This is a genomic window from Arthrobacter sp. CAN_A6 (genome assembly GCF_015751715.1).
Taxonomy (GTDB): Bacteria; Actinomycetota; Actinomycetes; order Actinomycetales; family Micrococcaceae; genus Arthrobacter_D.
The window spans coordinates 126,048-139,885 of record NZ_JADOUV010000004.1 but is presented as its reverse complement, the minus strand read 5'-3'; the positions used below and the strand labels follow the sequence as shown (position 1 = coordinate 139,885).

The following is a 13,838-nucleotide window of genomic DNA, read 5'->3' as shown; positions in this document are numbered from 1 at the left end:
TGGCATGCATAAACACAGCTGCGCTACATACTAAGCAGGCTTAGCTCCAACCCTAGGCCCGATGTCCGCCAAACCCAACCTTTGCATTCCGGTCCGGTACCCAGGATTCGGTCCTAATCGCTGAAGAACGCCTCCGTCAGCTCCCGGTCGAGTTGATGGATCTGTGTCAGGAATGCATCGTGCCCGATCGGGGACCGGATCGTGTGCACCGGTACGTGTCCCGGAAGTGACTCCGCCAGGACTGCCGACTGCCCGGGGAAATACAGGCGGTCGGTGTCCACCGCTGCGATGAAGAACCGTGCAGTGGCTCCGCTCAGCGCCTGTGCAAGGCTTCCACGGTCCCGCGCGGCATCGTGGCTCATGAGCGCCTCGGTGAGTATCACGTAGCTGTTGGCGTCGAAGCGGTGGACCAGTTTCTCCGCCTGGTGGTCGAGGTAGCTTTCCACCTGGTAGCGTCCGCGCTCCGCGGGGAGCACGCCGCCGAACGGCTGCTCCACGTCCTGGGCGGCCCTCCCGAAACGGTCACCGAGCTCCGCCTCGGACCGGTAGGTAATGTGGGCGATCCGTCGCGCGAGGCCCAGTCCGGCAACAGGAGGGTCCGTCCCGTAGTAGTCGCCTCCCGCGTACGCCGGATCGAGGCGGATCGCCTGGAGCTGCGCCTGGGCGAACGCGATCTGCTCGGCCGAGCTTGCGGCGGTGCAGGCGATGACCGCACACCGTTCCACCCGCTCCGGGTACATCAGTGCCCATTCCAGGGCGCGCGCCCCGCCCATCGATCCTCCCAGGACCGAATGCCAGCGCCGGATCCCCAGGCGGTCCATCAGCAGCGCCTCGGTGCGGACCGAATCCCGGATGGTGACGAACGGGAACCTCGACCCCCACGGCGATCCCTGGGGGTCGAGGCTCGCCGGTCCGGTCGAGCCGTAGCAACCGCCGATCATGTTGATGGACACGACGAAGTACCTGTCCGTGTCCACCGTGCGGCCGGGGCCGACCAGTGAATCCCACCACCCGTCCTCCTCGGACGCCCCTCGGGCGACATGGGAACTGCCGGTCAGTGCATGATGCACCAGCACCGCATTCGTCGCATCCCCGTTGAGGGTGCCCCAGGTCTCGAAGGCCAGCTGCACGTCGGGGAGTTCACCACCGGCGTCAAGCACCACCGGGCCCAGCAACGCAGTTCGAAGCAAGCCGTCGCTCCCCGAAACTGTTCGGGGCAGGCGGGACGACGGCGCAGGAAAATAGGTGGTCACCGGTTTGCCTACGCCCCCTTCGCCGCTCGGAAGCTTGCATCCAGGTCGGCGAGGATGTCCTGGAGGTTCTCGAGTCCCACCGACAGCCGCACGAGCCCGGGACGCACCCCGGCCGTCAGTTGCGCTTCCGCGCCCAGCTGGCTGTGGGTGGTCGACGCCGGGTGGATCACGAGCGAACGGACATCACCCACGTTCGCCACATGGGAGTGGAGCTCGAGACCGTCGACGAACCGTTTGCCGGCCTCGATCCCCCCTTCGATGTCGAACGACACGATGGCACCGGTGCCGCGCGGTCCGTAGGTGCGGCCACGTTCGTACCAGGGGCTCGAGGGCAGCCCCGCATAGGCGACTGATTCGACGTCGTCGTGCTGTTCAAGCCATTCAGCCACGGCCCGGGCGTTCTCGACGTGCCGCTCCATCCGCAGGCTGAGGGTCTCGATGCCCTGGGCGATCAGGAAGGCATTGAAAGGTGACACCGAGGAACCGAGGTCCCGCAACAGCTGGACTCGTGCCTTGAGGATGTAGGCGAGGTTTGCGCCGAGAGCGCTGCCGACTCCGAGGTCCCTGGCGTAGACCAGTCCGTGGTAGCTCTCGTCAGGAGTGTTGAAGCCGGGAAACTTCTCCGGATCCTTGGCGAAGTCGAACTTTCCGGAATCGACGATCACTCCCGCGATGGCGTTACCGTGGCCGCCGAGGTACTTGGTGGCGGAATGGACCACGATGTCGGCGCCCCACTCGATGGGCCGGATGAGGTAGGGCGTGGACAGCGTGTTGTCGACGATCAGTGGGATGCCGTGCTCGTGCGCCACGGCGCTGATGCCTTCGATGTCGAGGACGTCCTGGCGGGGATTCGAGACCACCTCACCGAAGAACAGTTTGGTGTTGGGGCGAACCGCCGCACGCCACTGCTCGAGGTTGTCCGGGTCCTCCACGAAGGTGCAGTCGATGCCGAACTTCTTCAGCGTGTGCCGGAAGAGGTTGAACGTGCCGCCGTAAAGGCTGGGACTCGCGACGATGTGGTCCCCCACCTCCGCGACGTTCAGCACCGCGAACGTCTCGGCTGCCTGTCCCGATGCCAGCAGCAGGGCGCCGGCACCGCCCTCGAGGCTCGCGATGCGGACCTCGACGGCTTCCTGCGTCGGATTGCCGATCCGCGTATAGATCGGGGCAAGCTCGGTCAGCGCGAAACGGTCGGCAGCGCTCTGCGCGCTGGGAAAGACGAATGAGGACGTCTGGTAGATCGGCAGCGCACGCGCCCCCGTGGCGGAGTCGGGTGTCTGCCCGGCGTGGATCTGCCGTGTTTCGAATGACCAATCGTTGGACATGGTGTCCCCTCTCGATGGGGGCCCATTCGCCGTCGCCGGGGAAGACCGGCCAGGGCTTGTCGGCCCGCGCTTGCGCAGCACCCGTGCGGGCTCCGCCTGGTCTTCACCCGGGGCACCCCACCGCGGTTGGAGGGTTGCCGGCCAGCGAGCCGGGGCTTTCCGCTGGCACTCATGACCTGCAGTCAATGAAAGCCCAAACCGGCGGTGCAGGCAACTCCGGAAGGCCCGAGATGACGCCCCGTGAAGTAAGGGCGGCCTAAGTCGAGACGCCCATCACAAAGTGCCAAAATGTAGCCATGCGCCTGGATCACGTCTCTTACGCCTGCGAACCCGATGGACTGGCTGCCACCGCCGAGCGGATTGCAACCGCCCTCGGCATGGAACCCGTGAAGGGCGGTGTGCACCCCCGCTTCGGCACACGGAACATGATTTTTCCCCTGGTCAACGGGCAGTACCTGGAAGTTGTCGAGGTGCTCTCGCACCCAGCGTCCGACAAGGCACCCTTCGGGCAGGCCGTGCGCGCGCGCTCCGAGGCCGGTGGAGGCTGGATGGGCTGGTGCGTCGCAGTCGAGAACCTCGAACCCTTCGAGGAGCGCCTCGGCCGCAGTGCGGTTCCGGGCAACCGGAAATTCCCGGATGGCCAGGAACTCTCGTGGCAGCAGATCGGCATCAAGGGTCTGATCGCCGATCCGCAGGTCCCCTACCTCCTGCGATGGGATGACGGGCTCGAAGCCCTGCATCCGTCACAGGCCCGCCCCGCCACGGTGAAACTCGACTGCCTCACGATCGCCGGTTCCTCGGAGCGCGTCACCGAATGGCTCGGCACGCAGGTCGAGGAAACGCTCGACGGCGTCGACGTCCACTGGGTGGCGCCCAACGGAACCCCAGGAATCATGTCGGTGACGTTCGAGACCGCGAACGGCCGCGTGGAGATCTAACGCTACCGACGCTCAAAATTTCGGGCAGGGAGCAGGAGCCGGACTGGAACCAGTGCGGCTCCTGCTCTCTTCGGCCGAAATGCCGACCTAGGCGTGTGTATAGGTGAGGCAGTCAGCGTCCTCGGCACCGGGGCCGACCTTGACGGCGGACGCCGTGCACATGAGGTCGTGGTTGTAGTTGCACTCCGCCCGCTGGCAAGCTCCCACCTGTGCGAGCATCTTCGGCAGGCCACCACTGACCGAGGTGTCGATGAACGTGGCGCACGACGCGTGGTCGGTGCTCCCGGAGACGGTGATGGCGATCGCCGTACAGCCGTCATGGTTGAACGAACAATTCCCGACGCTGCATTCTGAGACGTTCGTGATGACTGTCATTGTTCCTCCTTGGCGGCCTGTGGATGAGCCGCGACTCCTTCAAATTAGCACCGAACTTCGCGGTAATTTAGTCACATTTTCGTGGCCCAAAGGAGTCGGGAGAACCCTGCCGCTCTCAGCCGCCGATGCCGATCGCCGGACCGATCAGCGCAAACCCCACGAAGCCGGTGATGTCGATTGCTGCGTGGGCAATGACGAGTGGCATCACCCTGCGCCGTTTCGCGTAGACGTAGCCGAACAACAGCCCCATCAGGACGTTACCGATGAACGGTCCGAAACCCTGGTACAGGTGATAGCTTCCCCGGATCAGTGCGCTGGTGACGATGATGACCGGCACCGACCACCGGAGCTCGCCGAACCGCTCGAACAGGTACCCCACCACGATGACCTCCTCGAGCACTGCATGGCGGAGGGCCGAAAGGATCAGGACGGGCACGGTCCACCAGTACGCGTCGAGGGCAGCCGGGACGATCGCTGTCGTCAGCCCCAGCGCACGGCCGCCGGCATAGACGCCCAGCGTGCCGACCCCGATGACGGCGGCCAGCCCCAGGCCCAGCCCGAAATCGGTGCCGGGTTTCGCGAAGGTGAAACCGAGACGGCGGAACGCCGAGACGCCGGGCCCGCTCAGCAGGAACAACACGAGCGCCACCGGCACGAGCGCGAAGAAGATACTGAGCAGCTGATACGTGAGGTCGAAATACTGGCGGTCGTTGAGGACGGGGTTGAGGGTGGTGGTCTGACCGGACAGCGGGCCCCGGGTCAGTTTCTCCAGCAGGTTCACCGCCGCGTACACCCCGGACTGGCCGAGCGACAGGCCGAGCACGACGAGGATCTCGGCCTTGATACGCCGCGCCGGCTGCGGAGATCCGCTCTCCTCCACAGTGCCGGGGGCGTTGCTGGGGGTGTCTCGGGGGGCGGGGAGCGGCGCAGGCATGCGGCTATCCTTCCAGTGGTTCCTGCGGATTCCCAACGGCCCCCCGGCGCACCGCCTGCCGGTCGACCCGGCGTCCGGCCTTCCAGACCGCTCCGGAGAGCGGCATGCCCGGCCGGTAGGCCAGATGCGTGGCCGACGGCGCGTCGAGGAGCTGGACGTCCGCGCGGTGTCCGACGGCGACCGAACCGACCGCGCGGGCGCCGTCGAGGTCCTGTCCGGACTCCCGGCGGAGGGCCAGCGCTCCCCCGTAGGTGGCTGCCCGCACCGCCTCGTGAACACTGAGCCCCATCTGGAGGACGGCGGTGGTGATGCAGAACGCCATGGAACTGGTGAAGGACGAGCCCGGATTGCAGTTGCTGGCGAGCGCCACCGGCACCCCGGCGTCGAGCAGTGCCCGTGCCGGGGCGAGCGGCTGGCGGGTCGAGAGGTCGCATGCCGGCAGGCAGGTGGCGACGGTTCCCCGGCGGGTTCCGGATGTCGCTTCCCAGGCAGCCCAGGACCCGGCGAGCGCGTCGATGTCCGCGGGGACCAGGTGGTTCACGTGGTCCACGCTTGCCGCTCCGAACTCCACGGCGAGCGCTACGCCTTCCCCGGAGCCGAGCTGGTTCCCATGGACCCTCAGGCCCAGGCCCGCATTGCGGCAGGCGGCGAGCACCGCGCGGCTCTGCTCCGGAGTGAAGGCGCCCCGCTCGCAGAACACGTCGGCCCACCGGACGTAGGGTCGGACGGCGTCGAGCATGGGCCCGCAGACGAGCGCGGTGTAGGCGTCCGGGTCGATGCCGTGCGGGACGAGGTGTGCTCCGAGGAAGGTCACCTCGTCCACGACGGATGCGGCGATCCGGGCGCTGCGGGCCTCGTGCTCCACGTCGAGGCCGTACCCGGTCTTCGTCTCCAGGTACGTTGTTCCACCCGCGTGCGCCTCCGCAACCCGTCCGAGCAGCAACCGGGTGAGCTCGTAGTCGGTGGCCTCCCGGGTGGCGCCGGCGGTGACCGCGATCCCGCCCGCGGTGTAATCGGCTCCCGCCATCCGCGCTTCGAACTCAGCGGTGCGGTCGCCCGCGAAGACCAGGTGGGTATGGCTGTCCACCCATCCCGGCAGGGCCGCCCGACCGCCGGCGTCGTACAGGAGATCCGCGGCCGGTGCCTTCCCTGCCTGCCCCACCCAGCTGATGCGCTCGCCCTCGAGAACGACGGCGGCGGAGCGCAGGACGCGGTGTTCGGCGTCCTGGGTCATCAGTTCGCCGATGTTGGTGATGAGCAGTGACATCAGTGACGCTCCGCGGGGGGATACCGCCGGCGCGGCCCATCGCCGGTATCCGGGGCGGCTGCGGCGGCTGTGGCGGCTGCGGCGTCGAGGCCGGCGATGGCTGCACGGAGGGAATCGGCCGGGTTCCCGAGGGTTTCGTGGACCCCGTTCCGGGCCAACAGCTTCCCGCCGACGACGACGGCGGTCACGTCCTGGGCGGTCGCGGAGAAGGCGAGTTGCTCCCGGCGTGAGCCGGCCGTACGGGTACTCAGCGGATCGACGGCCATGAGGTCGCAGACGGAGCCCTTCTCGATTGCGGCGGCAGTCCTGCCCTGCGAGGAGGCCCCGCCCTCCGCTGCGATCGAGTGCAATGCCCCGGGGGAGAAGAAACCCCGGTGGCCGCTTCCCAGCCGTTCGCCGTATTCGAGCGCCCGCATCTCGAGCAAGGGGTCGATCACCGCGTGCTGGTCCGTCCCGAGCGCGAGTACACAACCGGCGGTGACCAGCTCACGCGCCGGTCCGATGCCGTCAGCGAGGTCCGCCTCCGTGGTGGGGCAGAGGACAGCGCCCACCCGTGCGTTGCCGAGCAGGCGGATGTCCTCAGGCGTCAGGTGTGTCGCATGGACCACCGAGAGCCGTTCGGTCAGGAGGCCGTGGCGGGCGAGGAGTCCGGTGGGAGTGAGGCCTGTCGATCTCCTGCAGTCCTCGTTCTCAGCCGGTTGCTCGGAGAGGTGGATGTGCAGTGGAAGGTCGGCGGGCAGTTCGCGGGCGATGACGGCCAGTGCCTCGTCCGGCACCGCCCGCACTGAATGAATTGCAGCGCCGACGCTGACCTGGTCCGGATCGAACGTGGAGGCGACGGTGCGCCGCAGATCGGCGAGGCGCGCCAGCCAGGCCGGAGCGTCGTCGTCGGTGAAGCGGTGCTGGCCGGGGCCGGGTGGCTGTCCGAAACCACCGGTGAGATAGCAGGTGTCCAGCAGGGTGAGCCGGATTCCTGCACGGACCGCGGCCCTGCCCAGCGCAAGTTCCATGGCATGGCGATCCCCCTCATAGGGCGTGCCGTCCGGCTGGTGGTGGACGTAATGGAATTCGGCGACGCTCGACCAGCCTGTCGTCACCATCTCCGCGTAGACGGCGGTGGCAAGCTCCTCGTAGCCGGCCGGCGTCAGTGCGCCCGCTGCTCGGTACATCTCCTCGCGCCACGACCAGAAGCTCCCGAGGCCGCCGTCGTGCGTGCGCCCCCGCAGGACCCGGTGGAAGGCATGCGAGTGGGCGTTGGCAGCCGCAGGGAAGACGACGCCGTCGAGCAGGAGGTCATCCGGTTCCGCCGGGCTTCCCTGCTGTACAGAGGCGATCCTCCCGGAGCCGTCCACCCCGATGCGGACCGAATCCCGAACACCTTCGGTGCCGAGCCAGGCGTACTCGCACCAGACGGTGCCACCTGCAGGGGTCACAGGAGATCCTCCAGGACGTCGGCCAGGGCAGTTGCTCCGGCATCCGCGTCGTCGCGTTCCACGAACTCCTCCGGCGAATGGCTGACGCCGGTGGGGTTCCGGATGAAGAGCATCGCCGTGGGCAGAACACCCGCCAGCACTCCGGCGTCGTGCCCGGCACCGGTGGGCAGGAGCGGCGCACCCTTCAGGGAATTGCGGAGCGTGCGCTGAAGGGCAGGATCGAAGGAGACGGTGCCGCTCTGCGACTCCATCGTGAGGCTCACCGAACAGCCCTCGAAAGCCGCGGCCTTCTGGGCCTGACCGTGGATCCTCTCCACAAGGGCGGCGGTAACGGCGTCGTCCGCGTGGCGCACATCGAGCCACAGGTCCACCCTGGAGGCGATCACGTTCGTGCCTCCCGGCACGGGCTGGAGCCTGCCCACCGTGGCGCGCGCGCCGTCCTCGGCCCGTGCGGCATTCCGGATGGCGAGCACGATCTGCGCGGCGGCGATCATCGGGTCCGCCCGGTCCGCCATGAGGGTGGTGCCGGCATGGTTGCCCTGCCCGGACACCGACAGCCGCCAGCGGCCGTGGCCGAGGATCGTCGATCCGACGGCGACGGCGGAATCGAGGTCGATCAGTCCGCGGCCCTGCTCCACATGGAGCTCGACGAAATCGCCGATGGTCCGCAAGGTGTCGTCATCCCGGCCGAGGTGGGCCGGATCGATGCCTGCTGCCCGGGAGGCCTCGGCGAAGGTGAGGCCGTCGGCGTCCGTCAGGTTGCGGGCGGCGTCGGCATCGATGGCACCGGTGAGGAGGCGCGAGCCGAGACAGGGAACACCGAACCGGGAGCCCTCCTCCTCGGGAAAGACGGCGACGGCGAGGGCACGATTCGGCCGGATGCCACGCTCTCGGAGGATGTCGACGGCGGCGAAGGCGGACGCGACGCCGAGCGGCCCGTCGTAGGCTCCTCCCCCGGGAACGGAGTCGACGTGGCTCCCCGTGACCAGGGAGCCCGTGCGACCACCGCTGCCTGCGTCCCACCAGCCCCACAGGATGCCGTTGCGGTCCGTCTCGAAGGCCAGCCCCCGACGTCGTGCCTCTTCCTCGAACCAGGTCCGCAGGGTCAGCTCGGCGCTGGTATACACCCCGCGGGAGTATCCGCCGCGGGTGGCATCACGCCCGACGTCCGCGATGGAGTCGAGCAGTGCTGAAACGGAATCCATGGGAGCCTTTCGATGGTTGGACGGGAACACCGGGCGGGATCGTCACTGCTGCATCGGAATCCGGACACCGCGCTCTCCTGCGACATCGACAGCGCGCGGGTAGCCCGCGTCGACATGGCGGATGACGCCCATCCCGGGGTCGTTGGTCAGCAGCCTCTCAAGCTTCTGCGCCGCCAGGTCGGTGCCGTCGGCCACGGAGACCTGACCCGCATGGATGGACCGGCCGATTCCGACGCCCCCGCCGTGGTGGATGGAGACCCAGGTGGCACCCGAGGACGCATTCAGCAGCGCATTGAGCAGCGGCCAGTCCGCGACGGCGTCGGAGCCGTCCGCCATGGCCTCGGTTTCGCGGTATGGCGAGGCCACCGACCCGGAGTCCAGGTGGTCGCGGCCGATGACGATCGGCGCCGACACCCTGCCCTCCGCGACGAGCCGGTTGAACAGAAGCCCCGCCTTCGCCCGGTCGCCGTATCCGAGCCAGCAGATCCTCGCGGGAAGCCCCTCGAATTCCACGTGCTCGGCGGCGGCATCGAGCCAGCGGTGCAGATGTGCGTTGTCCGGGAACAGGTCCTTCAGGGCGGCGTCGGTGACGGCGATGTCGGCAGGATCCCCGGACAGCGCTACCCACCGGAACGGGCCGAGCCCCTCGCAGAACAGCGGGCGGATGTAGGCGGGAACGAAGCCCGGGAAGTCGAACGCCCGCGCATAGCCGCCCTGGCGGGCCTCGTCCCGGATGGAGTTCCCGTAGTCGAACACCTCGGCTCCCGCGTCCAGGAAGCCCACCATCGCCTCGACGTGGAGGGCCATCGAGGCCTGCGCCCTGCGGGTGAAGCCCTCCGGATCGGCTTTCGCCTCGCGGTTCCACTCGTCCAGGCCGATGTCGGCGGGCAGGTAGCTCAGCGGATCGTGCGCCGACGTCTGGTCTGTCACGATGTCCGCGTCGAGCCCCCGGCGGAGCAGTTCGGGCAGGACGACGGCGGCGTTACCCACGACTCCCACGGACAGTGCACGCTTGTCGTCCCGTGCCGCCAGCACCTGCGCCACGGCGTCGTCGAGGGATCCGGCGACGACGTCGAGGTACCGCTTGGCCACGCGGCGACGCAGCCGGGCCTCGTCGACGTCGATGATCAGCACCGCGCCCCCGTTGAGGGTCACGGCCAGGGGCTGCGCGCCGCCCATGCCGCCGCAACCCGCGGTGACGGTGAGGGTTCCGGCGAGCGTCCCGCCGAACCGCTTCTCGGCGATCGCGGCGAAGGTCTCGAACGTGCCCTGCAGGATGCCCTGCGTCCCGATGTAGATCCATGATCCGGCCGTCATCTGGCCGTACATCATCAGGCCTTCGGCCTCGAGGCGGCGGAACTCGGGCCAGGTGGCCCAGTCCCCGACGAGGTTGGAATTCGCGATCAGGACCCGCGGTGCCCAGGGGTTCGTGCGGAAGATGCCCACGGGTTTTCCCGACTGGACGAGGAGCGTCTCGTCGTCGTCGAGGGATTCCAGTGAACGCACGATGGCGTCGTAGGCCTCCCAGCTCCGGGCCGCGCGCCCCGTCCCGCCGTACACGACGAGGTCCCCGGGCCGCTCTGCGACCTCCGGGTCCAGGTTGTTCATGAGCATCCGCAGGGGCGCCTCCGTCTGCCAGCTCCTGGCGCGGAGCGTGGTGCCCCGCGCCGCCCGGATGGAACGCGACGGATCGGAGGTGGTGAAAGTGGTGGGGATGGGAGCACTCATACTGGTCTTCCTATGCTTCGGCGGATGGGAACGGCAGCCTCGGGTGGAGGGGCGGGGTCGGGATCGGCCACGTCCACGGGACCGACCACGTCCACGGGACCGGTGGCGGCGGTGGAACCGGTCGACGCACGGAGCAGTCCGGCAGCTTCGCGAGCCACAAGTGCGCCGACTTCCCGTGCTTCGGCCTCGCTGATGCGATAGCTCGGGACCACGACGCTGAGTGCGGCGACAGTGCGGCCGCCGGGTGACACCGGGGCCGCGATCGCGGTGACGTCGGCTTCGACGCCGTTACGCACCACCACGAAGCCCTCCGGAGGTGCAGCCTGCGTCAGGACAGCTCCCACGGCGGTTCCCGTGAGCGGGATACTGCGGCCCACCCAGCTGGCGTGGCGCACCGAGTGCGTACCCTCGCGCATGGCGAGATAGACGCTTGCGCCGTCGTGGGAGGGAACGCTGAGGTAGGCCGATTCCCCCGTGAGGCCCACGAGTCGCTCGAGTGATTCCTCCGCCAGCGAGACGAGGGATTCCGAGCTGAGGGCCAGCGCGCCGAGCTGGACCACGCGCAGTCCGGGGCGGAAGCTTCCGGCAGGGTCTCTGCGCACGAATCCCGTCGTTTCCAGCGTGCGCAGCAGCCGCAGGGCGGTCGAGGCGGAAAGCCCCGCCTTTCGGGAGGCATCCGCCAGCGTGAGTGAACCGCCGTCGCACACAGCGCCCAGCAGCACCAGTGCGCGTTCGACCGTACGGGTTGATGATTCGGCCACGCTACTCCTCCCCTTGCGTTGGAACGCCTTTTGTATTTCACTTATTGAAACCGTATTTTCAGCCAATGGCAAGAGCAGACATTGAGGCACTCCATGACCCTTACCCCGATTCCCCTGGGCACCGGACCCGTCAGCCCCGAACAGGTGGTGGCCATCGCGCGCCACGGACACCGGGTTGCGCTCACTGCCGATGCCCTCGAGGCGATGGCGTCGTCCCGCCTGATCATCGATGCCCTGGTCGACGACGCCACGCCGCACTACGGCGTGTCCACAGGATTCGGCGCGTTGGCCACGAAACACATTCCGCTCGACCAGCGCACCCAGCTGCAGCGGAGCCTGATCCGCAGCCACGCGGCATCCTCCGGCGCCGACGTCGACCGCGAAGTGGTGCGCGGCCTCATGCTCGGCCGGCTCTCCACGCTGGCCACCGGTCGGACCGGGGTCCGGCCCGTGGTCGCCAAGACGTATGCCGCAATGCTGAACGCGGGCATCACGCCGGTCATCGGCGAGTACGGCTCACTCGGCTGTTCCGGCGACCTGGCGCCACTCTCCCACGTGGCACTGGCACTGATGGGCGAGGGCTCCGTCCGAACCAGCGACGGTGAGCTCGTACCCGCCGCCGAGGCGCTGGAGCGGGCAGGTATCTCCCCCGTCGAACTGCGGGAGAAGGAAGGGCTTGCGCTCATCAACGGCACGGACGGAATGCTCGGCATGCTGGTCCTCGCCTCGGCCGACCTGCACCTGCTCCTGAAAACGGCGGACCTTGCAGCGGCCATGAGCGTGGAGGGGCTGCTCGGCACCGACGCCGTCTTCGCCGCCGACCTGCACGCGCTCCGCCCGCACCCCGGACAGCAGGACTCTGCGGCGAACATCAGATCCCTCCTCCAAGACTCGCCGCTCATCGCCCAGGAACTGACGTCGGAGACCGGCCGCCACCGCTTCACGCGCGTCCAGGATGCGTATTCCCTCCGCTGTGCGCCGCAGGTGCACGGGGCCGCGCGGGCCACCCTTACACATGCGCGCAGTGTTGCGGTCATCGAGCTCGGCTCGGCGATCGACAACCCGGTGGTCACCGTGGACGGCCGCATCGAATCCAACGGCAATTTCCACGGCGCCCCGGTGGGATACGTCCTCGACTTCCTCGCCATCGCCGTAGCTGACGTCGCCTCGATGAGCGAACGCCGCACCGACCGCTTCCTCGATAAGGCACGGAACCACGGCCTCAATGCCTTCCTCGCCTCCGATCCCGGGGTGGACTCCGGCCACATGATCGCGCAGTACACGCAGGCCGGCATCGTCTCGGAACTCAAGCGCCTCGCCAATCCAGCCTCGGTGGACTCCATCCCGTCCTCGGCGATGCAGGAGGACCACGTCTCCATGGGCTGGGCCGCGGGGCTGAAGCTGCGGCGTGCCCTCGACGGGCTCACACGTGTCCTCGCCATCGAGATCCTCACGGCGGCGCGGGCCCTGGACATGCGTGACGGTGGACTGGCCGCCTCCCGCAGCTCGGGCGCCATCCATGCGGCGCGGGTAGGAGTGCGGGAAGTCGTCGAGGGGCCCGGCACGGACCGCTACCTGGCGCCCGAAATCGAGGCGGCACGCGTCCTGGTGCACGACGGCACCCTGATCTCGGCCGTGGAGAACGCGCTGGGAATGCCACTCTGCTGAGTCTTGCTAGGGTGGCTGGGGCGTTGACCGGCCGATAGGACACCGTACTTCCACGTGAAATGAGCTACGTACCCCCATGACCACTCCCTCCCTCCCGAAGCCCCGACCGCAGGCCGTCCTGACCGTCCAGGAGACGTCCTGGCTCTCACCGCACCTGGTACGGGTGGTGGCGGGCGGGCCGGGGTTCTCCGAGTTGAAGGACAACGACGCCACCGACATGTACGCCAAGCTGCTCTTCGCCCGCCCGGAACTCGGGCTCGTCCCGCCCTATGACCTCGAGGCGCTGGCCGCGGAACGCTCCCCCGACGAGGTGCCGGTCAAGCGCACGTACACCATCCGCTGGATGGACCGCCAAGCGCAGCGCCTGGCCATCGACTTCGTGGTGCACGGCGACGAGGGCGTGGCCGGCCCCTGGGCTGCGCAGGCCCGCCCGGGCGACCCCCTGGTCCTGATGGGGCCCTCGGGCAAGTGGTCCCCCGACCCGACGGCCGACTGGTACCTCTTCGCAGGCGACGATTCAGCGCTTCCGGCCATCGGCGCGGGACTCGAGGCGCTCGACGCCACGGCCCGGGGTCTGGCCTTCATCGAGGTGGACAGCGACGCCGACGTCCAGGACCTTGCCAGGCCGGAGGGAGTCCAGGTCACCTGGCTGCTGCGGAACGGCGCCGTCCCCGGGACCACACGGCTCCTGCCGGACGCCGTCGCGGCAGCGACGTGGCCGCTCGGTCGTGTGGACGCCTTCGTCCACGGCGAACGGGGTGCGATGAAGGCACTGCGCGACGTCCTGTTCACGCAACGCGGACTGGAACGCGGACAGGTCTCGCTGTCCGGCTACTGGGCCTACGGCCGGGCGGAGGACCGATTCCAGGCCGAGAAGCGCGAGCCGATCGGAAGGATCCTCGAGGACTGAGTACCGCTCCCGGTGGAGGAATTCACGTCGGACCGGACTGC

Annotated in this window: 12 protein-coding genes and 1 riboswitch; of the genes, 3 read left to right on the top strand and 9 right to left on the bottom strand. The window is 68.5% G+C overall.

The annotated features are described in order from the left end of the window. Nucleotides 1-113: 113 nt before the first annotated feature. Both metX and IWX75_RS08965 read right to left on the bottom strand, forming a co-directional pair. Nucleotides 114-1,253, bottom strand: a complete 1,140-nt coding sequence (metX, locus tag IWX75_RS08970; RefSeq protein WP_196821923.1) for a homoserine O-acetyltransferase MetX — start codon at nt 1,251-1,253, stop codon at nt 114-116. An 8-nt stretch (nt 1,254-1,261) separates the two neighbouring features. Next, nucleotides 1,262-2,578 carry a bifunctional o-acetylhomoserine/o-acetylserine sulfhydrylase gene (locus IWX75_RS08965; RefSeq protein WP_196821922.1) on the bottom strand — a complete coding sequence of 439 codons (1,317 nt, stop codon included), beginning with the start codon at nt 2,576-2,578 and terminating at the stop codon, nt 1,262-1,264. A gap of 61 nt (nt 2,579-2,639) precedes the next feature. Then, nucleotides 2,640-2,755: riboswitch (SAM riboswitch) on the bottom strand. A 119-nt stretch (nt 2,756-2,874) separates the two neighbouring features. Here IWX75_RS08965 and IWX75_RS08960 point away from each other — a divergent pair. After that, on the top strand, nt 2,875-3,516 hold the full coding sequence (locus tag IWX75_RS08960) for a VOC family protein (RefSeq protein ID WP_196821921.1): 642 nt from the start codon (nt 2,875-2,877) through the stop codon (nt 3,514-3,516). 87 nt (nt 3,517-3,603) lie between these two features. Here the strand turns inward: IWX75_RS08960 and IWX75_RS08955 are convergent, their stop codons facing one another. The 7 genes from IWX75_RS08955 to IWX75_RS08925 form a co-directional block, all read right to left on the bottom strand. Beyond that, a complete protein-coding gene (locus IWX75_RS08955) occupies nt 3,604-3,891 on the bottom strand; it encodes a DUF1540 domain-containing protein (RefSeq protein ID WP_196821920.1) in 288 nt (95 codons plus the stop codon). A gap of 115 nt (nt 3,892-4,006) precedes the next feature. Continuing rightward, complete coding sequence (locus IWX75_RS08950; protein ID WP_196821919.1) at nt 4,007-4,825, bottom strand: CPBP family intramembrane glutamic endopeptidase; 819 nt, start codon at nt 4,823-4,825, stop codon at nt 4,007-4,009. Nucleotides 4,826-4,829: 4 nt separating this feature from the next. Then, nucleotides 4,830-6,092 (bottom strand): amidohydrolase family protein, encoded by a 1,263-nt coding sequence (locus tag IWX75_RS08945; protein ID WP_196821918.1) that lies wholly within the window; start codon nt 6,090-6,092, stop codon nt 4,830-4,832. After that, complete coding sequence (locus tag IWX75_RS08940) at nt 6,092-7,525, bottom strand: formimidoylglutamate deiminase (RefSeq protein WP_196821917.1); 1,434 nt, start codon at nt 7,523-7,525, stop codon at nt 6,092-6,094. The genes IWX75_RS08945 and IWX75_RS08940 overlap by 1 nt, the downstream gene beginning before the upstream one ends. Then, a complete protein-coding gene (locus tag IWX75_RS08935; RefSeq protein ID WP_196821916.1) occupies nt 7,522-8,730 on the bottom strand; it encodes an allantoate amidohydrolase in 1,209 nt (402 codons plus the stop codon). Before IWX75_RS08935 ends, IWX75_RS08940 begins: the two co-directional genes overlap by 4 nt. A gap of 42 nt (nt 8,731-8,772) precedes the next feature. Further along, entirely contained in the window at nt 8,773-10,458 is a 1,686-nt protein-coding gene (gene hutU / locus IWX75_RS08930; protein WP_196821915.1) for a urocanate hydratase, read from the bottom strand. Then, on the bottom strand, nt 10,455-11,219 hold the full coding sequence (locus IWX75_RS08925) for an IclR family transcriptional regulator (RefSeq protein WP_196821914.1): 765 nt from the start codon (nt 11,217-11,219) through the stop codon (nt 10,455-10,457). The genes hutU and IWX75_RS08925 overlap by 4 nt, the downstream gene beginning before the upstream one ends. Nucleotides 11,220-11,312: 93 nt before the next feature. On the opposite strand from IWX75_RS08925, the gene hutH reads away from it, so the two are divergent. Next, complete coding sequence (gene hutH / locus IWX75_RS08920; RefSeq protein WP_196821913.1) at nt 11,313-12,887, top strand: histidine ammonia-lyase; 1,575 nt, start codon at nt 11,313-11,315, stop codon at nt 12,885-12,887. Nucleotides 12,888-12,963: 76 nt separating this feature from the next. After that, the gene (locus IWX75_RS08915; protein ID WP_196821912.1) at nt 12,964-13,797 is read left to right on the top strand and encodes a siderophore-interacting protein; all 834 of its coding nucleotides are present in this window, start codon (nt 12,964-12,966) and stop codon (nt 13,795-13,797) included. The last annotated feature ends 41 nt before the right edge of the window (nt 13,798-13,838 follow it).